We start from the raw sequence: 19,316 nt of genomic DNA on the forward strand, positions 1-19,316 counted from the left end.
TCCGATGCCGACCCCGAAGATCCCGATGGAGGAGAGATCGTGAACGAGCCTGCGAAGTCGGGACGCGTCCCCGGCCGTCTGCTGCTCCCCGCACTGTTCGCGGCCCAGGCCGCGCGCACGCCGGATGCGCCCGCCGTTCTGCGCGCCGATGGAAACGCCGTCCGTTACGCCGAACTGGCCGAGCTGGCCGGGCGCGTCGCCGCCCGGCTACGGGCGGCCGGGGTGCGGCCCGGCGACTTCGTCGGCGTGTGCCTGCGGCGCGGCCCGGAGCTGCTCGCCGCGCTGCTCGGGGTGTGGCAGGCGGGCGGCGCGTACGTGCCGCTGGACCCGCAGCACCCGGCGGCCCGGCTGGAGGCCGTGCTGGAGGACACCGCCCACCCGGTCGTGCTCACCGAGCGTGCCACCGAGGACCGGCTGCCCGCCTCCGCCCGGCACCGGATCGCCGTGGAGTCCGTGGACCGCGAAGGGCCGTACGAGAGCGTGGAGTTCGCCGCCGACGGCGACCGGCCCGCCTACGTGCTGCACACCTCCGGTTCCACCGGCCGCCCCAAGGGCGTCCTGGTGCCGCACGGCGGCATCGCCAACCGGGTGCGCTGGCTGGCCCACCGCCACCGGCTGGGCGCCGGCGACCGCATGCTGCTGAAGACCACGATCGGCTTCGACGCGGCCGGCCTCGAACTGTTCACCCCGCTGGTCTCCGGTGGTGCGGTCGTGCTCGCCCCCGAGGGCGCCGAGCGGGACCCGGCGGCGCTGCTGCGGACGGTGGCCGACAGGGGTGTAACGATCCTGCAGGGGGTGCCGTCCCTGTACCGGCGGCTCGTCGAGGAGCCGGGCTGGGAGCGGGCCGGCAGCCTGCGCCTGCTGTTCAGCGCCGGCGAGCCGCTGCACGCCGAGCTGTGCCGGGCGATCGCCGAGCGAGCCCCCGGCGCCGAGATCTGGAACACCTACGGACCCACCGAGGCGTCCGTCGACATCACCGAGCACCGCTGGGACCCGGCCCAGGACACCGGCGCGGTGCCGATCGGGCGGCCCATCGGCAACATGCGGGTGGTCGTGCTCGACCCGGCCGGCCGCCCCGTCCCGGTCGGCGTCCCCGGCGAGCTGCACGCCGGCGGCGTCGGCCTCGCCCTCGGCTACCTCGGCCGCCCCGGCCAGAGCGCCGAACGCTTCGTGCCCGACCCGCACCGCCCCGGTGAGCGTCTCTACCGCACCGGCGACCGGGTGCGCTGGCTGGCCGACGGCACGCTGGAGTACCTCGGGCGCCTCGACCACCAGGTCAAGGTCAACGGCGTGCGCATCGAGCCCGGCGAGGTCGAGGCCGCGCTCGCCGCCCACCCCTGGGTGCGGGCCGCCGTCGCCGCCGCCGTACCGGACGGCACCGGCGGCCACCGGCTCGTCGCCTGGGTGCAGTCCCGCGGTGAGGCACTGCGCCCGCAGGAGCTGCGCGCCTTCCTGCGCGGCTCGCTGCCCGACCCGCTGGTGCCGACCGCCTACGTCCCGGTCACCGAGTTCCCGCTCACCCCCAACGGCAAGATCGACCGGTCCGCGCTGCCCGACCCCGCCGACACACCCGCCGACACCGCGCACGTGCCGGTGCGCAACCCCGCCGAGCGGGCGGTGGCCGAGGAGTGGGCACGGCTGATCGGCACCCCGGCAGACGAGATCGGCGCGCTGCACGACTTCTTCCAGCTCGGCGGCTCCTCGCTGATGCTGAACAAGCTCGCCGCCGGACTCTCCCAGGCCGCGGGCCGCACCATCCCGGCGACGGCGCTGCTCACCGCGACCACCGTGGAGCAGCAGGCCGACCTGCTCACCGCCCGTTCCGCGGGCGCGGCGCCGGCCGCCGACGAGCCCGTGGGACCCGTGCCGCGCGACCCGCAGGGGCTGCCGCTCTCCCCGGGCCAGCAGGGCATGTGGCTGCTGGACCGGCTCCGCCCGGGCAGCGCCGAGTGGAACGCGCCCGTCTTCCTCACCCTGCCCGCCGTCTACGACGACATCACCCTGGCCCGGGCGCTGACCGCCCTCGCCGAGCGGCACGAGATCCTGCGCACCCGGTACGCCCTGCGCGGCGCCGAGCCGGTGCAGATCGCCGACCTGCCCGCCGAATGGGAGCTGCGCACCGCCCGCGCCGACACCCCCGAGGAACTGAACGCTCTGGTCGCCGAGGAGTTCACGCTCCCCTTCGACCTCGCCCGCGGGCCGGTGCGCCGGGCCCTCGCGGTGCGCGGGCGCGGCACCCTCGCCGTCGTCCTGAGCATCCACCACATCGCCTGCGACGGCTGGTCCTCCGTCGTGCTGGAACGCGACCTCAGAGCGCTCGCCGAGGCCGCCCACACCGGCACCGACGCCCGGCTGCCCGAGCTGCCCGTGCAGTACGCCGACCATGCCGTGCACCGGCGCCGCCGCCTCACCGAGGACTTCGTCGCCACCGAACTGGAGTACTGGAAGGGCCGGTTGGACGGCATCCCGCCGGTCGAGCTGCCCACCGACCGACCCCGCCCGGCCACCCGGGACGCGGCCGGCCGAGCCCATGTGTTCACCGTGCCCGCCCCGCTCGCCGAGCGGGCCGCCGCCCTCGGCCGCAGCTGCGGGGCCACCCTGCAGCAGACGCTGCTCACCGCCTTCGCCGCGCTGGTCGCCCGGTACACCGGCAGCTGGGACATCCCGGTCGGGGTGCCCGTCGCCGGCCGGACCGGACCCGAGGTCGCCGACGTGGCCGGCTACTTCCTCAACACGCTGGTGCTGCGCTGCGACGCGGGCGCCGACACACCGTTCCGGGACGCGCTGGTGGGGGTGCGCGACACCGCCCGGGAGGCCTTCGCCCACTCGGAACTGCCCTTCGACCGGCTCGTGGAGGAACTCGACGACACCCGCGACCCGGCCCGCACCCCGCTCTACCAGGTGATGTTCGACCTGCACGAGGAGGGCCGCACCGGCACCGCGGTCGGCGCCGCCGACGCGGACGCCTTCCGCGGCGCCTGGAGCACCGCCCGCACCGACCTCACCCTGGTGCTCCAGCGCCAGGCCGACGGCTCGCTGCTCGGCCTCGCCGAGTACGCCACCTCGCTGTTCGACGCGGCCACGGTCGAGCGCTTCACCGACTGCTGGGTCCGGCTGCTGGAGTCCGTCACGGACGACCCGGCGCGCCGCCTGCGCGAGGCCGACATCCTGCCGGCGCCGCTGCGCGCCGAACTGCTCGCGAGCGGCCGCGGCAGGCCCGAACCGGGCGCCGACACCGCCACCGGCACCACCGTGCACGCGGCGATCGCCGCCTCGGCCCGCCGGGCGCCGCAGGACACCGCGGTGGTGTGCGGCGACGAGAGCTGGACGTACGCGCGACTGGAGCGCCGTGCAGGGGAGTTCGCTGCGCGGCTGCGGGGTCTTGGCGCCGGACCCGACACGGTCGTCGCCGTCATGCTGGGCCGCAGCCCGGACCTGGTTGCCGCGTTCCTGGGCGCCTGGAAGACGGGCGCCGCCTACGTCCCGCTTGACCCGGCCGCCCCCGACGAGCGCACCCTCCATGTCCTCGCCGACTCCGGCGCACAGGTGCTCGTCACCGACGGCGCGGGCGCGGAGCGGCTGGCGGGGCGCCACGAGGTGGCCGTACTCGCCGTGGACGCGGGCTTCGCCGATGCCGCCGTGGCCGTCGTGCCGGAGGCGTACGAGGACCCCGACCGCCTCGCCTACATCATGTACACCTCGGGCTCCACCGGCCGCCCCAAGGGCGTCGCCGTCGCCCACCGCTCGCTGCTCGCCATGCTGCGTGCCTCCCAGGCCCACCTCGACTTCGGGCAGGGGCCGGACGACGCCTGGCTGGCGCTCGCCCAGGTGACCTTCGACATCTCCTGCACCGAGCTGTTCATGCCGCTGGTCGCCGGCGGCCGGGTCGTCCTGGCCCGGGAGCGGGAGCAGCAGGACCACGCATCCCAGCTGCGGCTCATGGACCGGCACGAGGTCAGCCACCTCCAGGTGGCCCCGCCGCACTGGCAGATGCTGATCGACGCGGGCCTCGGCCACCGCGCGGTCGTGGGCCAGACCGGCGGCGAGCCCTGCCCGCCCGTGCTCGCCCGCGAGCTGTCCCGCCGCCTGATGCGGTTCATCAACGAGTACGGGCTCACCGAGACCACCATCGCCGCGACCCGCTGGGACGCCGACGACACCGCCACCGCGGTCCCCGTCGGCCACCCCTACCCGCATGTCACCGCCCACGTCCTCGACGCGGACCTGCGGCCCGTGCCGTACGGCGTCACCGGCGAACTGTGCGTCGGCGGCGCCGGACTGGCCCTCGGCTACCACGCCCGGCCCGCACTGACCGCGGCCGCGTTCGTGCCCGACCCGTACGGCGCCCCCGGCGCGCGCCTCTACCGCACCGGCGACCGGGCGCGGATGCGGCCCGACGGCACGCTGGAGTTCACCGGCCGCGCCGACGGCCAGGTCAAGATTCGCGGCCGGCGGGTGGAGACCGGCGAGGTGCAGGCGGTGCTCGCCGAGCACCCGGCGGTCGCGCAGGCCTTCGTCACCGTCCACACGGGTGGGTCCGAGGCCGCGCTGGTCGGCTACTTCACGCCCGCGCCCGGCACCGAGGCGCCCGCCGAGAGCGAGTTGCTCGACCACTGCGCGCTGCGGCTGCCCGACTACATGCTGCCCGCGCTGCTGGTCCGCATGGAGCGGCTGCCCCTCACCCGCCACAACAAGGTCGACACCGCCGCGCTGCCCGTGCCGGACCTGGCCGCGGCCCTCGCCGACGAGCCGTACAGCCCGCCCGAGGGCCCGGTGGAGGAGGCGCTCGCCGAGATCTGGGCCGAGGAGCTGTACGGGCCCGGCTCCACCCGCCGGGTCGGCGCCCGCCAGGGCTTCTTCCGGATCGGCGGCAACTCCGTGAAGGCGGCCCGGGTCATCGCCCGCATCCAGGAGGAGTTCGACGTGGAGCTGCCCCTGCGGGCCGTGTTCGAACGGCCCACCGTGCAAGGCCTCGCCACCGCCGTCGAAGAAGCCGTACGCGCCGAGATCGAATCCCTCACCGAGGCCGAACTGGCCCACGCCCACCGGGAGTTCCAGCCGTGACCGCACCCACCGCGCCCACCCAGGAAGAGCTGCGGGCCGAACTGCTGCGGCGCCGGCTCGCCGCCCGCAAGGGCACCACCCGGCCCCAGCAGGCCGCGATCCCGCCCGCCGACCGCACCCGCCCGCTCGCCCTGTCCGCGGGCCAGCGCCAGCTGTGGTTCCTGCACCAGCTCGACCCGGACAGCCCGGAGTACTTGCTCCCCATGGCGTACCGGCTGCGCGGCACCCTCGACGCGGACGCCCTGCGCCGCGCCGTCGACGCCCTTGCCGCCCGCCACGAGATCCTCCGCACCCGCTACGCCCTCGACGGCACGGAGCCCTGCCAGGTGATCGACCCGGCGGGGGAGGCCGACTTCGCCCTGGTGGAGGCGGGGGACCGAGGCGCCGCGCCCGTCGCCGGTGAGGCGGGGGCGGGGCGGGACGCCGGGGCTGCCGGTGCCGCCGACCTCGCCAGGAGCACCGGTGCGGGACCGGGTGCCCCGGGCTTCGCCGAGGGCGGGTCCGCGGGCCGCGATGCGACGGCCGTCGCCCACGCGCAGGTGGAGGCCGCAGGGCCCTCAGACCTCTCCAGGAGCACCGGTGCGGGGCCGGAGGCCGAGGGCCTCGCCGACGGCAGGTTCGCCGATCGCGATGCCGCAGCCGTCGCCTTCACCGAGGCCGAGGCGGCGCGGCCCATCGACCTCGCCACCGAACACCCCCTGCGGGTACGGCTGCTGCGGCTGGCCGAAGACGACCACGTGCTGGTCGCGGTCGTCCACCACATCGCCTGTGACGCGATGACCCGTCCGCTGCTCCTGGAGGACCTGTCGGCGCTGTACGCGGCCGCCGTGGCGGGGCGTGACCCCGGCGCCGAGCTGCCCGCGCCGCCCGTGCAGTACGCCGACTACGCGGCCTGGCTGGCCGGACGGCACTCCGGGGCCGCCGCCGAGTGGGGCCTGGACTGGTGGCGGGAGCGGCTGGCCGGCACCGGACCGCTCGGGCTGCCCACGGACCGGCCCCGGCCCGCCGTACGGGACGGGGACGGCGCCGCCGTCGGCTTCGACGTCGACGCCGCCGTCGCCGACCGGGTACGGGCCCTGGCCCGGGAGACCGGCGCGACCCCCTTCATGGCCCTGCTCGGCGCCTGGCAGCTGCTCCTCGGCCGGTACGCCGGGAAGACCGATGTGTGCGTCGGCAGCGCGGCCAGCGCCCGCACCCGGCCCGAGCTGCGGCGGATGGCCGGATACGCCTACAACACCCTGGCTCTGCGGGCGCGCTGGCGTCCCGAGGTGCCGTTCCGGGACTTCCTCGCCGCCGGCCGGGGTGCCGTCCTGGACGCCTTCGACCACCAGGACACCCCGTTCGACCGGATCGCCGACGCGCTGGAGCCCGACCGGGACCTGTCCACCACTCCCGTCTTCCAGGTGATGTTCGACCTGGTCGGCGGGGAGGGCGCCGGCGGTCCCGACCTGCCCGGCGTGGTCACGGCTCCGGTCCCGGCCTCCGGCCGGATCGCCCGCTTCGACCTCACCCTGCACCTGGCCGAGCGCGCCGACGGCTCGCTGCACGGCAGCCTGGAGTACGCCACCGCCCTCTTCGACACCGCCACCGCCGAGCGCATCACCGCCCACTACGGTGCGCTGCTCGCCGCGATCGCCGAGGCGCCCGACACCCCGGTGGCCGACCTGGACTTCCTCTCCGCCACCGAGCGCGCCCTGCTCCTCAACGGCCCGGCCGAGCCCGTCGGCACCGGCCGGCCCCTCGACCTCACCGGCCTGCGCTCCGTGATCGAGACCATCGGCGACCAGATGGCGGCCACCCCGGACGCCGTGGCGATCCGGTACGCGGACATCGCCGTCGGCTACGCCGAACTCGACGCCCGCGTCGACCGGTTCGCCCGCCACCTGGCCGCGCTCGGCGCCGGTCCAGAGACCACCGTCGGTGTCCTGCTCGACCGCGGCCCCGACCTGGTCGCCGTGCTCCTCGGCATCTGGCGGGCCGGAGCGGCCTATGTGCCGATCGACCCGGCCTACCCGGACCACCGCATCGCCTACATGCTCGACCAGACCGCCACCACGCTCGTGGTCACCGAGTCCCGGCACGCCGAACGCTTCCAGGGCGTGCGCCGGATCGTCGTCGACGACCCCGCCGAGCGGGCCGCGATCGAGACCGCCGACGCCGAACTCCCCGCCTCCCTCGACCTCGACCGGCTCGCCTACGTCATCTACACCTCCGGCTCCACCGGCAAGCCCAAGGGCGTCCAGATCACCCACCGCGGGCTCGCCAACTACCTGGGCTGGACCGTGCAGGCCTACGCGGGCGCCGGCACCGGGGGAGCACCGCTGTTCTCCTCGGTCGCCTTCGACCTCGGCGTGCCCGACCTGTACGCGCCGCTGATGACCGGGCAGGCCGTGCACCTGCTGCCGCAGGACCTCGACACCGCCGACCTCGGCGCCGCCCTCGCGGCGGGCGGCCCGTACGCCTTCATCAAGCTCACCCCGGGCCATCTGCACCTGCTCACCCAGCAGTTGGCCGACGAGCAGATCGAGGCGCTGGCCGGTCTCGTCATCGCGGCCGGCGACTCCTTCACCGCGCGGCTCGCCGAGCGGTGGGCGCAGGCGGCCGGACCGCACGGCACCCGGCTCGCCGCCGAGTACGGGCCCACCGAGATCACCGTCGGCAACTCGGCGTACTTCCTCGACGGACCCGTGGCCACCGAACTGGTCTCCATCGGGCGCGCCATCCCGCACACCACCATGTACGTCCTCGACGAGCGGCTGCGCCCGCTGCCCGTCGGCGTGCCCGGCGAGGTGTGGATCGGCGGCGTCGGGCTCGCCCGCGGCTACGCGGGCCGCCCCGGCCTCACCGCCGAGCGCTTCCTGCCCGACCCCTACGGCCCGCCCGGCGCCCGCCTCTACCGCACCGGAGACGTGGCCCGGGTGCTGCCCGACGGCAACCTCGACTTCCTCGCCCGCGTCGACCACCAGGTCAAGCTGCGCGGCTACCGCATCGAACTCGGCGAGATCGAGACCGCCCTCACCGCCCACCCCGCCGTCGCCGAGGCCGTCGCCCTGGTTCGCGAGGACACCCCGGGCGACCAGCAGCTCGTCGCCTACCTGGTGTCCGCCGAGGACGCGGACGAGGAGGCGCTCGCCCCGGCCGCGCTGCGCGAGCGGCTCGGCGAGACCCTGCCGCCGTACATGGTGCCCACCGCCTACCTGCGGCTGGACGCGCTGCCGCTGACCGGCAACGGCAAGCTCGACCGGCGCGCCCTGCCGGCCCCGGGCCGGGCCGCGACCGCCGTCGGCGAACACGTCGAGGCCCGCGACGCCGACGAGCGGGCGATGGCCGCCGTCTGGGCCGAGGTGCTCGGCCTCGACACGGTCGGGGTGCACGACAACTTCTTCGACCTCGGCGGGGACTCGCTGCGCGCGGTCGCCCTGGTCGGGGCGCTCCGGGCGGCCGGCTGGGAGACCAGCGTGCGGGACGTCTTCGAGCACCGCACCGTGGCCCGGCTGCGCGCCGCGGTGCCCCGCGACGGCTCCGCCGGCCCCGGCGGCTTCGTGCCCGTCGAGCCGTTCGCCATGATCGACGCCGCTGACCTGGCCGCGCTGCCGGCCGACGTCACCGACGCCTATCCGATCTCCCGCATCCAGGCCGGGATGCTGATCGAGATGCACGGCGGCAGCGGCGAGAACCGCTACCACAACATCACCTCCTTCCGGATCCGCGACGACCTGCCCTTCGACCCGGACGCCTTCCGCCGCGCCACCGACCTGATCACCGAGCGGCACGAGGTGATGCGCACCTCCTTCGCCCTGTCCGGCTACTCCGAGCCCCTCCAGCTGGTGCACGCCGCCGCGACCATGCCCGTCGTCCACGAGGACCTGCGGCACCTGCCCGAGCAGCAACGGCAGGCCGCGCTCTGGGAGTTCGCCGACCGGGACCGGGCCGAGCTGTTCGACCTGACCCGGGCGCCGCTGATGCGGATGGCGGTGCACCTGCTGGACGACGAGAGCTGGTGGCTGTCCATCACCGAGTGCCACCCCGTCATCGAGGGCTGGAGCTATCACTCCCAGCTGATGGAGCTTCTGCGCGCCTACAACGACCTGCGCCAGGGCCGCGAACCCGCCCCGGCACCGCCGAGGCCCGCCGTCCGCTACGCCGACTTCATCGCCGCCGAGCTGCACTCCCTGTCCGACCCCTCCGACCAGGAGTACTGGCGCGGGATCGTCGAGGGGTACGAGAAGTTCACCGTGCCCGCGGGCTGGGCCGGCGACCCCGAGGGCCCCGACGAGCGCTACCGCCTCGACCTCTCGCTCGACGAACTGGAGCCGGGCCTCAGGGCGCTGGCGAGCGCGGCCGAGGTGCCGTACAAGAGCGTGCTGCACGCCGCGCACAGCAAGGTGCTGTCGCTGCTCACGCCCGCCCGGGCGTTCCGCGGCGGCATGGTCGCCGACGCCCGGCCCGAACAGGCCGGTGCCGAGACGGTCTCCGGCATGTACCTCAACTCGGTGCCCTTCCCGTACGAGCGGGGCGCCCGCAGCTGGGGCGAACTGGCCCGGCAGGTGTTCGCGCACGAGGTGGCGCTGTGGCCGCACCGGCGGTTCCCGATGCCGGCGATGCGGGTGCCCGGCGGCGAACGGCACCTGATCGACGTGCTCTTCCACTACCTGGACTTCCACCAGGTCGACACCGAGCTGATCGACATCATGGCCAGCCGTGACGACAGCCCCAACGAGTTCCCCGTCGTCGTCGGCACTCCGGTGCGCGGCCACCTGTCCCTCGCCTCCCGCACCCGCACCCTCTCCCGCGCGGCCGCCGACCGGCTGCTCCGGCTGTACCAGGCCGTGCTCACCGAGATGGCCCGCGCGGGCGCCGACGGCGACAGCACCGGCGCCTTCCCGGACGCACACGAACGTGCCCGCCTCAAGGCGCCCGCGCTGCCCCACCCCGACACCCCCGCGGACACCCTGGCCGCCTTCGAGGCGCAGGCCGCCCGCACCCCCTGGGCGACCGCCCTGCACGGCACCGGGTTCACGGTCTCCTACGGCGACCTCGACGCCCGCGCCAACCGCGTCGCCCGCCGGCTGCGCGCCCTCGGTGCCCGCGCGGAGACCCGCGTCGCGGTGCTCCTGGACCGCGGTCCCGACCTGGTCGCAGCGCTCCTCGGGGTGTGGAAGGCGGGAGCCGTCCAGGTGCCGGTCGACCCGTGCACTCCCGCGGCGCGCATCGCCACGGCCCGGATCGAACTCGCCGTCACCCAGGCGTCGTACGCGGACCGGCTGCCCGCCTGTGAGCTGGTGCTCGCCGAGGATGCGGCGTACGAGGGCGACGGCTCGCCGCTCGGCCTGCGGCACGACCCGGACCGGCTCGCCTACGTCCTGCACACCTCCGGCTCCACCGGCACCCCCAAGGGCGTCGAGGTGTCCCACCGGGCGCTCGCCCACTACCTCGACTGGGCCGTGTGCGAGTACACGGCCGCCGGCAGCGGGGGAGCACCCTGGTTCACCCCGGTCGGCTTCGACCTCGGGATGCCCGCGCTGTACGCGCCGCTGATGACCGGGCAGCCGGTGCACGTGCTGCCGCAGCTGTACGAGACGGCCGACTTCGGGCCGCTGCTGCTGAGCCGGGCACCGTACTCCTTCGTCGGCCTGACCCCCGGCCATCTGGCCCTGCTGGAGCACCAGTTGGACGACCGTGAGCTGGCCGGACTGGCCGCGCTCGCGGTGTGCGCGGGCGACGCCTACCCGACGGCCCAGGCCGACCGGGTGGCCGCGCGGATCCGGACCGCCGGTGGGCCGACACCGGCTGGAGCGCCCCGGAGGCCAAACGACATGCACGGCATGGAGCTGGCCGCCGAGTACGGGCCCACCGAGGCCACCGTCGCCGCGACGTTCACCCGGGTACGGGCCCGGTCCGGGCGCACGCTCGTACCGCTCGGCTCGGCGCTGCCCGGCGTCCTGGTCCGCGTCCTCGACGCCGGCCTCAGGCCCGTGCCCGACGGCGTCACCGGCGAGGTCTGGCTCGGCGGCGACGGGCTCGCCCGCGGCTACACCGGCCGCCCCGGACTCACCGCCCTCGCCTTCGTGCCCGACCCCTACGGCCTGCCTGGCACCCGCCTGTACCGCACCGGCGACCTGGCCCGCCGGCTCGCCGACGGCAGCCTGGAGTTCGCCGGGCGGGCCGACCAGCAGGTCAAGATCCGCGGCCACCGGGTCGAGCCGGGCGAGGCGGAGGCAGCGCTGACCGCCGACCCTGCCGTCCGGGACGCACTCGTCAGCGCGGTACCGGCGGCCGACGGCGGCCGACGCCTCGCCGCCTGGGTGGTGCCGGCGGACGGGCACACGGTGGAGGTGGCCGCGCTGCGCGACCGGCTGCGCACGGTCCTGCCCGCGGCGCTGGTCCCGGCCACCGTCACGGTCGTCGACACACTCCCGCTCACCACGCACGGCAAGCGCGACCGCGACGCCCTGGCCGAACGCGCGGCCACCGCGGCCGCCGTCCACCCCTACGCCCCGCCGCGCACCCCGACCGAGCACCGGCTCGCCGCGGTGTGGGCCGAGGTGCTCGGCCTCGAACAGGTCGGCATCCAGGACGACTTCCGCGACCTGGGCGGGGACTCGCTGCTCGTGCCGCCGCTGCTGGTGGCGGCGCGGCGGGCGGGACTCGCGCTGGATCTGCCCACGGCACTGCGCCACCACACCATCGCCCGGTTGGCCGCCGCGCTGGACGAGCGCGCCAACGACTCGAACAGGGAGAGCTGATCCTCATGGACGTCCGTACGGACGGGCGCCGCGTGCGCCATCTCGTCTCCATCGACGACCTCACCGACCCGGAGCTGCACCACGTCGTGGAGCGCGGCGCGGAGTTCTCCGCCGGGCTCGCGGGCCCGGTCCGGCCGCTGGCCGGGCTGGTGGCCGGCGTCTACTTCGCCAAGACCTCCACCCGCACCCGGACCGCGTTCTCCTCGGGCGCGCTGCGGCTCGGCGCCTCCCTCATCGCCTACGGACCCGGCGACCTGCAGCTCAACACCGGTGAGAGCACCGAGGACACCGGCCGCGTGCTCTCCGGCATGCTCGACGTGCTGGTCGCCCGCACCGCGGGACCGGAGGCCGAGCTGCGCGGCTGGGCGAGCCAGCACCGGATGGCCGTCGTCAACGCCATGAGCGCCGAGGAGCACCCCACCCAGGCACTCACCGACCTGACCACGCTGCTGCGGCACTTCGGTCGCATCGAGGGCCTGCGCGTCCTGTACGTCGGCGAGGGCAACAACACCGCGGCCGCCCTCGCCCTCGCCCTCACCCGGTACCCGGCCGTCGACTTCGAGCTGCGCACCCCGCGTGGCTACGGCCTCACCCCCTCGATCCTGGAGCGGGCCCGCGTGAACGCGGCCCGCACCGGCGCACGGATCACCGAGCGGCACGACATGGCGGCGCTCGAGGGGGCGTACGACGTCGTCTACACCACCCGCTGGCAGACCACCGGCACCAGCAAACCGGACGCGAACTGGCGGGAGATCTTCGCCCCGTTCCAGGTCACCCAGGACCTGTGGCGGACCAGCCCGCGCGCCGTCTTCATGCACGACCTGCCCGCGCACCGCGGCGAGGAGGTCACCGCCGAGGTCCTGGACGGCCCGATGAGCATCGCCTTCGCCCAGGCCACCAACAAGATGCACAGCGCCATGGCGGTCCTGGAACACGTCCACGCACCGGCGCCGGTCCCGCTGGCCGTCCGATGAGCGGTACGACACGCAGGGCGGCGGCTGATCCGGCGGAGGTGCCCTGGCTGATGGCCGAGGAGGGAAGGGAGGAGAGCGTCATGACGGTCACCGACCAGGTGTCCGCCGAACCCGTCCCTCAACCCCTGCGGCAGAACCGGGACTTCCGGCTGCTGTGGGGCGGCGCCGGGCTCTCGCTGCTGGCCGGGCGGGCCACCGCCGTGGCCTATCCGTTGACCGTGCTGTGGGCGACCGGGTCGCCGGGCGACGCCGGACTCGTCGGCACCGCCCTGCTGCTGCCGCAGCTGGTGATGCAGCTGCCGGGCGGCGCGCTCGTGGACCGCTGGGACCGGCGGCGGGTCATGGTGGCCGCCGGGCTCGGGCAGACCCTGGTCGCGGGACTGGTCATGGCGCTGCTGCTCAGCGGCCGTACCTGGCTGTGGGCGCTGCTGGTCGCCGCGTTCGCCGAGGGGACGCTCGGGGTGCTGCACCAGCTCGCCGAGCGGGCCGCCGTACCGAGTGTGGTCCCGGCGGAACAGCTGCCGGCCGCGCTGACCGGCAACGAGGCCCGCACCCGCGGGGCCGCGATCGCCGGGCAGCCGCTGGGCAGCGGACTGGTCGGGCTCGGTGCGTCCCTGCCGTACGCGGCGGCCGCTGTCGCCCAACTCGCCTCGGTGCTCTGCCTGTTCGGCATTCGTGGGCGGCTCCAGCAGCAGCGGGCCGCGCCGCCGGCAAGGATCGGCACCGAGATCCGCGAGGGCCTGGTGTGGATGTGGCGGCAGCCCTTCCTGCGCGCCGTGATGACCGCGGTCGCCGTCACCAACATCCTCTTCCAGGGCCTCAACCTGGCCGTGATGACCGGCATCCAGGACCACCACGGCACCCAGTTCGAGGTGGGCCTGGTGCTCTCGCTGAGCGGCGCCGGGGGACTGGTCGGCGCCCTCACCGGCGGCTGGTGGCAGCACCGGCTGCGACTGCGCACCCTCGTCCTCGGTGGACTGCTCGCCTGGACCGCGCTCATGGCCCCGGTCGCCGCCGCCCTGCACACGCCCGTGCTGCTCGGCGCGCTGTTCGCGGCCAGCGGCTACGTCGGCGGTGTCTTCAACGTGGCGGGCGGCGTCCTGCTGGTGCGGGCCGCCCCCGACCGGATGCGCGGCCGCGCCAACTCCCTCGCTAACCTGGTCGGTTCGGGCGCCATGGCGGCAGGACCGGTCGCCGCCGGCTTCCTGCTGGAGGCCACCGGACCCGTCCGCTCGGTGCTGGCGCTCAGCGCCGTCATGGCCCTCACGGCCGTCTGCGCCCTGCTCTCCCCGGGCCTGCGCAAGGCCCCCTACCCCGAATCCGAAAGCCCTTCCTGACCTGCGGATTCCCGGTATAGGCCGCCGATAGGGCGGACCTGGAAAGTCGTACCAAGGAAACCTTCGGCCCTCGCCGACGAAACGCTTCGCCCCTCGTAAGGAGAACCCATGTCGCTCAACACCCTGGACCGGAGGGGCGCGCTGCGGGCCGCCCTCGGCGTGGCGGGCGCGGCCGCCGCCGCCACGCTGATCGGCGCGGCGCCGGCCTCGGCCGCTCCCCAGCGCTGCCACCCGTCCCTGCCGGACGTGCCGGGCATGGTCGGCGACCGCTGGGCCAACGAGTTCTGGTATCAGTACGACGAAATGTCCTACTACACCCCCTCGCAGGAGATGAAGGACGCCGTCGCCGCCATCACCACCCCGTTCGGCGGTTTCACCAAGACGTACGACGCCTGGCTCGCCACCCGCAAGAGCGGCCGCTACCCGCGCAGCTTCCTGGAGCTGATCCAGCCCAACAAGGATGCCTTCGAGGTCCTCTCGCGCAACCAGCTCGCGGTCTACGACCAGTTCTACGGCCGTGACCCGCGCGGACTGGTCTTCGCCTTCCAGGAGTTCGGCCAGGGCACGCTGTTCGACCCGCGCCGCCCGGTCGGTCAGAAGGTCCACATGATGAACTACACGCCGCCGGAGCCCACGCACGCCTACCACCGCTGGCACCCGTTCCTCGCCGGCTTCGTGCTGCTCGGCATCGAGCCCCGCTGGTGGACCCACGTCAACCGGCTCGCGGGCGCCGCCTGGGAGCTGCAGTCGCTGGCTCAGCCGATCACCGACCACACCGACAACCCACACCTGCCGAAGCACACCGTGCGCCACATCACCGCCAAGTGGCTGCGCCGTGACCGCGACGAGCTGGACGCGGCCTTCGACGTCTCCCCGTTCCCGGCCGACCTCGGCAAGTAGCCCTCGTTCCGTACGGCACCACCAGCAGGAGGCAAGCTCACCATGCAGGACACTGACCGCTCCCCCGGAACCTCCCCCCGCGTCGGCGTCTGGCTGGTCGGCGCCCGTGGCTCGGTCGCGACCACCGTGGTCGCCGGCACAGCCGCGATCGCCGCTGATCTGGCCTCCCCGACCGGATGCGTCACCGAGTCCCCCGTCTTCCGTGGCGCATCCCTGCCGGCCCTCGCCGACCTCGTGTTCGGCGGCCACGACATCGTCGACGTGCCGCTGTCGGCGAGGGCCGGCCTCCTGGCCGACGCGGGCGTGCTGCCCGCCCGCGTCGTCGCCGCCGTACGACCCGCCCTGGAAGCGGCCGACCGGGAGATCCGGGACGGCTCCCCGCGGGAGGGCGAACCCCAGTACACGACCGCCCGCCGGCTCGCCGCGGACATCGCGGACTTCCGCACCCGCCACGGCCTCGCGCAGGTGGTGGTCGTGAACGTCTCCTCCACCGAGCCGCTGCCCGACCCCGACCCCGCCTTCCTCGACCTGACCGACCTCGACAAGGCGCTGGCCACCAGCACCACCCTGCTGCCGCCCAGTTCCCTGTACGCGTACGCCGCCTTCCACGCCGGCTGCGCCTACGTCAACTTCACCCCGTCCGCCGGAGCCGCGCTGCCCGCCCTGGAGGAGCTGGCCCGGCTGCGCGGGGTGCCGCACGCGGGACGGGACGGCAAGACCGGTGAGACGCTGGTCAAGAGCGCCCTCGCCCCGATGTTCGCGCAGCGCGCGCTGCGCGTGCGCTCCTGGTCCGGCACCAACCTGCTCGGCGGCGGCGACGGCGCGACCCTCGCCGACCCGGCGGCGGCGCGCAGCAAGACCGAGTCCAAGCAGCGGGCCCTGGAGGAGACCGTGGGGCACGCGGTCGAGGGCCAGGTGCACATCGACAACGTGCCCGAGATGGGCGAGTGGAAGACCGCCTGGGACCACATCTCCTTCGAGGGCTTCCTCGGCGCCCGCATGTCGCTGCAGTTCACCTGGCAGGGCTGCGACTCGGCCCTCGCCGCGCCCCTGGTCCTGGACCTCGTCCGCCTCGCGGCCCTGGCCCACCGCCGCGGCGAGAGCGGCGCCCTGCCCGCGCTCGGCTTCTTCTTCAAGGACCCGGTGGCCTCGACGGAGCACAACCTGACCCTCCAGTACGGCGACCTCGTCACCTGGGCCGGTTCCGCCGACCGCACACGGTTGCCCGAGGGGGCACGGTGAGCATGATGCGGGTGTCCGGTCTGGGGCGGGCTGCGGTCACCGCCGTGACCGTGGCCGCCCTGGGCCGGGCCGTGGTGAGCACGGTGACGGCGGCGCGCCCGGCGCGCCCGGCCGGCTCCGCCGCCGCGGCGTCCCGGCCCGCGGCCTGGGCGGCCTCCTCACCCCGGGCCCCCCGGCCCCGCGGCCCGCTCACCGACCTGGCCCGTGCGGCCAGGGAGGCGGCGCGGGCGGCGGGAAGCGCGTTTCGTGCGGCCCGGGGGGAGGCAGCGGGGGAGTCCGGTGTCTCCGGCGCCGGTGCGTCTGCCGCTGCCCCTGACCGGGCCGGCGTCGATGCCTCCGCCGCAGCGGCCGCTCCTCGCCGGAGCCGGCCGTACGACACCGGATACCGCCCCCGCTCCGTCGCCCTGCGGCAACACGGCAGGGACGTAGCCGAGTTGGTGCGGGCGCCCGCCGCGCTGACCGTGCCCGGTGACGTGCTCGCCGGGGCGCTGGCCGTGGGACGTCCCGCCGCCGGCCGGACGCTGCTGTTGGCCGCGTCCTCCGTCAGCCTGTACTGGGCCGGCATGGCACTCAACGACTGGGCGGACCGGGAGGAGGACGCGACGGAGCGCCCGGAGCGGCCCGTGCCGTCCGGCAGGATCGGCGCCGGGACCGCGCTCGGCATCGCCGCGGGGCTCACCGCTGCGGGCCTCGGTCTGGGCGCGCTGGCCGGCGGGCGGCAGGTCCTGCTACGCCGCACCCTGCCCCTCGCGGCCGCCGTCTGGGCGTACGACCTCGGCCTGAAGCGGACCCCGCTCGGCCCCCTGGCCATGGCGGCGGCACGCTTCCTCGACGTACTGCACGGCACGGGCCCCGCCCCTGCCGCCCCGGCCCTGCGCGCCGCGACCACGGTCGGCCTGCACACCTGGGCGGTGACACGTCTCAGCCGCCACGAGGTGGACGGCGAGGCGGGCCACGAGCCACTGGTGTCACTGGCGGTCACGACAGCGACGGTGCTGGGCGCGAGCGGTGCGGCCGGGGCGGTGCCCGGCGCGAGCGGTGCGGCCGGGGCGGTGCTCGGCTCACGTGGTGCGGCCGGGGCGTTGCTTCGGCGCCTGGCGGCGCATCGGGTGCTGCCGGACGGCCCGGCAGGCCTGACGACGCTTCGGCAGGGCCCCCTGCCGGTGGCGGACATCGTCACCGGAACCACCCTCCTCGCCCGACTCCCCTCGCTGCGCGCCCTGTCGGCCCCCGAGACCTCCGTACCCCTCCTCGCCTCCGCCGCCTACGCCGCGACCTGCGCCCGCTCCCAGTGGGCCGCCCTGCGCACCCCGCAGGACCCCGCACGCGTCAGGGCCGCGGTCGGCGCCGGGATCCACGCGCTGCTGCCCCTGCAGGCGGCGCTCGTCGCGCGGGCCGGGGCACCCCGGCTCGCCGTGGTCCTCGCCGCCGGCCTCCCGCAGGCTGTCCGACTCGCCAGGAAGGTGTCCCCGACATGACCGCCGGAGGCCTCCGCTTCGGTTACGGCACCAACGGCTTCGCCGACCACCGGCTCTCCGACGCCCTCTGCGTCCTGGCCGGGCTCGGCTACGACGGTGTGGCCCTGACCCTCGACCACCAGCACCTCGACCCCTACGCCCCCGGCCTCGCACCCCGGGTCCGCCGCGTCGGCAGGGACCTGCGCCGTGCCGGACTCGCCGTCGTGGTGGAAACGGGCGCGCGCTACCTGCTCGACCCGCTGCGCAAGCACCGCCCCACCCTGGTCAGCGCCGAACCCGAAGGACGCGCCGCGCGCCTGGAGCTGCTGCGCCGGGCCATCCGCATCGGGGCCGAACTCGAGGCGGAGGCCGTGCACTTCTGGAGCGGCACGCCCGACCCCGGCACCAGCCGGGAGCAGGCCTGGCGGCGGCTGGAGGAGGGCTGTGCGCAGGCCCTCGCCGAGGCCGAGCGGGCCGGTGTCGACCTGGCCTTCGAGCCGGAGCCCGGCATGCTCGTCGAGGACCTCGCCGGCTACCGCCGCCTGCTGCGCGCCCTCGGCGGCCACGAGCGGTTCCGGCTCACCCTGGACATCGGGCACTGCCGTTGCCTGGAGCCGTGGTCCGAGGCGCGCTGCGTGGAGCTGGCCGCGGACCGGCTGGCCCACGTGCAGATCGAGGACATGCGCCGCGGGGTGCACGAGCACCTGCCCTTCGGCGAGGGGGAGATGGACTTCCCGCCGATCCTCCAGGCCCTGCGCGCCGCCCACTACACGGGCCTGGTCTCGGTGGAACTGCCCCGCCACAGCCACGCCGCAGCGACGACGGCCCGCCGGAGCATCGAGTTCCTGCACCGCACGGCCACGACGGTCAACGCACCCGCACCCGCACGCACCCCGAAGGAGGTAGCCGCATGACCGCCCCCACCCTCGCCCAAGCTCCCGCGCCCATCCACAACGCCCTGACCGCCCGCACCCTGAAGGAGTCCCTCCTCTCCGTCCTGACGGAGCCGCAGCGCCAACGCCTCGCCGAGGACATCGCGGCGGTCGAGGAACAGGGCCCCGCAGCCCTGAACCCCCGCTTCCCCGCGGCCGGCCGCCACTACGGCCGCGGCCCCCTCCCGGGCTGGGCCGACTGGCACGTGGAGGACGGCATCCGCGCCCTCTTCCTCACCAGGCTCCCGCTGAACGGCGAGGAGCTGGCGCAGGAGGCCGCGGCCCGCTACCGGGGCGGCGACGCGGCCGAGCGGCGCGGAGTGCTCCGTGCCCTCCCGTTCCTCCCGATCGGCGCCGCGGGTCTGCCCCTCACCGACGACGCCCTGCGCACCAACGACACCCGCCTCATCGCGGCCGCCCTCGGCCCCTACGCCCGTACCCACCTCGACCAGTACCGCTGGCGCCAGGCCGTCCTGAAGTGCCTGTTCACCGGCATCCCCCTGCGCACGGTCGCCGGCCTGCGCGAACGCCGGGACGCCGAACTCGCCCGCATGGCCCTGGGCTTCGCCGCCGAGCGCCGCGCGGCCTCCCGCACCGTGCCCGCCGACCTCTGGCTCATCGCCACCCCCGACAACTGACCCGACCCCCAACCCGGAATCCACTC

At 75.4% G+C, this 19,316-nt stretch carries 9 protein-coding genes; all 9 read left to right on the forward strand.

The annotated features are described in order from the left end of the window. Positions 1 to 39: 39 nt before the first annotated feature. The 9 genes from ACIF83_RS13420 to ACIF83_RS13460 all read left to right on the forward strand — a co-directional run bounded on the left by ACIF83_RS13420 (position 40) and on the right by ACIF83_RS13460 (position 19,290). Positions 40 to 5,064 carry an amino acid adenylation domain-containing protein gene (locus tag ACIF83_RS13420; RefSeq protein ID WP_399726442.1) on the forward strand — a complete coding sequence of 1,675 codons (5,025 nt, stop codon included), beginning with the start codon at positions 40 to 42 and terminating at the stop codon, positions 5,062 to 5,064. Continuing rightward, positions 5,061 to 11,810, forward strand: a complete 6,750-nt coding sequence (locus ACIF83_RS13425; protein ID WP_399726445.1) for an amino acid adenylation domain-containing protein — start codon at positions 5,061 to 5,063, stop codon at positions 11,808 to 11,810. Before ACIF83_RS13420 ends, ACIF83_RS13425 begins: the two co-directional genes overlap by 4 nt. Positions 11,811 to 11,815: 5 nt before the next feature. Next, complete coding sequence (locus ACIF83_RS13430; protein ID WP_398137689.1) at positions 11,816 to 12,784, forward strand: ornithine carbamoyltransferase; 969 nt, start codon at positions 11,816 to 11,818, stop codon at positions 12,782 to 12,784. An 80-nt stretch (positions 12,785 to 12,864) separates the two neighbouring features. Then, a complete protein-coding gene (locus tag ACIF83_RS13435; RefSeq protein WP_399726448.1) occupies positions 12,865 to 14,121 on the forward strand; it encodes an MFS transporter in 1,257 nt (418 codons plus the stop codon). A 108-nt stretch (positions 14,122 to 14,229) separates the two neighbouring features. Further along, on the forward strand, positions 14,230 to 15,021 hold the full coding sequence (locus ACIF83_RS13440; protein WP_399726451.1) for a Tat pathway signal sequence domain protein: 792 nt from the start codon (positions 14,230 to 14,232) through the stop codon (positions 15,019 to 15,021). Between the two features lie 42 nt (positions 15,022 to 15,063). Beyond that, positions 15,064 to 16,263, forward strand: coding sequence for an inositol-3-phosphate synthase (locus tag ACIF83_RS13445; RefSeq protein WP_399726454.1), 1,200 nt, complete (start codon positions 15,064 to 15,066; stop codon positions 16,261 to 16,263). A 2-nt stretch (positions 16,264 to 16,265) separates the two neighbouring features. Then, positions 16,266 to 17,741, forward strand: coding sequence for an SCO3242 family prenyltransferase (locus tag ACIF83_RS13450; protein ID WP_399727144.1), 1,476 nt, complete (start codon positions 16,266 to 16,268; stop codon positions 17,739 to 17,741). Beyond that, positions 17,738 to 18,634 carry a sugar phosphate isomerase/epimerase family protein gene (locus ACIF83_RS13455; RefSeq protein ID WP_398137688.1) on the forward strand — a complete coding sequence of 299 codons (897 nt, stop codon included), beginning with the start codon at positions 17,738 to 17,740 and terminating at the stop codon, positions 18,632 to 18,634. The genes ACIF83_RS13450 and ACIF83_RS13455 overlap by 4 nt, the downstream gene beginning before the upstream one ends. Continuing rightward, positions 18,631 to 19,290: an EboA domain-containing protein gene (locus ACIF83_RS13460; protein ID WP_399726459.1), complete on the forward strand. Its 660-nt coding sequence runs from the start codon at positions 18,631 to 18,633 to the stop codon at positions 19,288 to 19,290. The genes ACIF83_RS13455 and ACIF83_RS13460 overlap by 4 nt, the downstream gene beginning before the upstream one ends. The last annotated feature ends 26 nt before the right edge of the window (positions 19,291 to 19,316 follow it).

The organism is Streptomyces sp. NPDC085866, from assembly GCF_044541035.1.
Lineage (GTDB): Bacteria > Actinomycetota > Actinomycetes > Streptomycetales > Streptomycetaceae > Streptomyces.

What these genes read in the sequence shown, in the direction of transcription:
- ACIF83_RS13430 (WP_398137689.1), top strand. Translation starts at nt 11,816, where the DNA reads ATGGACGTCCGTACGGACGGGCGCCGCGTGCGCCATCTCGTCTCCATC.
- ACIF83_RS13435 (WP_399726448.1), top strand. Translation starts at nt 12,865, where the DNA reads ATGACGGTCACCGACCAGGTGTCCGCCGAACCCGTCCCTCAACCCCTG.
- ACIF83_RS13440 (WP_399726451.1), top strand. Translation starts at nt 14,230, where the DNA reads ATGTCGCTCAACACCCTGGACCGGAGGGGCGCGCTGCGGGCCGCCCTC.
- ACIF83_RS13445 (WP_399726454.1), top strand. Translation starts at nt 15,064, where the DNA reads ATGCAGGACACTGACCGCTCCCCCGGAACCTCCCCCCGCGTCGGCGTC.
- ACIF83_RS13450 (WP_399727144.1), top strand. Translation starts at nt 16,266, where the DNA reads ATGATGCGGGTGTCCGGTCTGGGGCGGGCTGCGGTCACCGCCGTGACC.
- ACIF83_RS13455 (WP_398137688.1), top strand. Translation starts at nt 17,738, where the DNA reads ATGACCGCCGGAGGCCTCCGCTTCGGTTACGGCACCAACGGCTTCGCC.
- ACIF83_RS13460 (WP_399726459.1), top strand. Translation starts at nt 18,631, where the DNA reads ATGACCGCCCCCACCCTCGCCCAAGCTCCCGCGCCCATCCACAACGCC.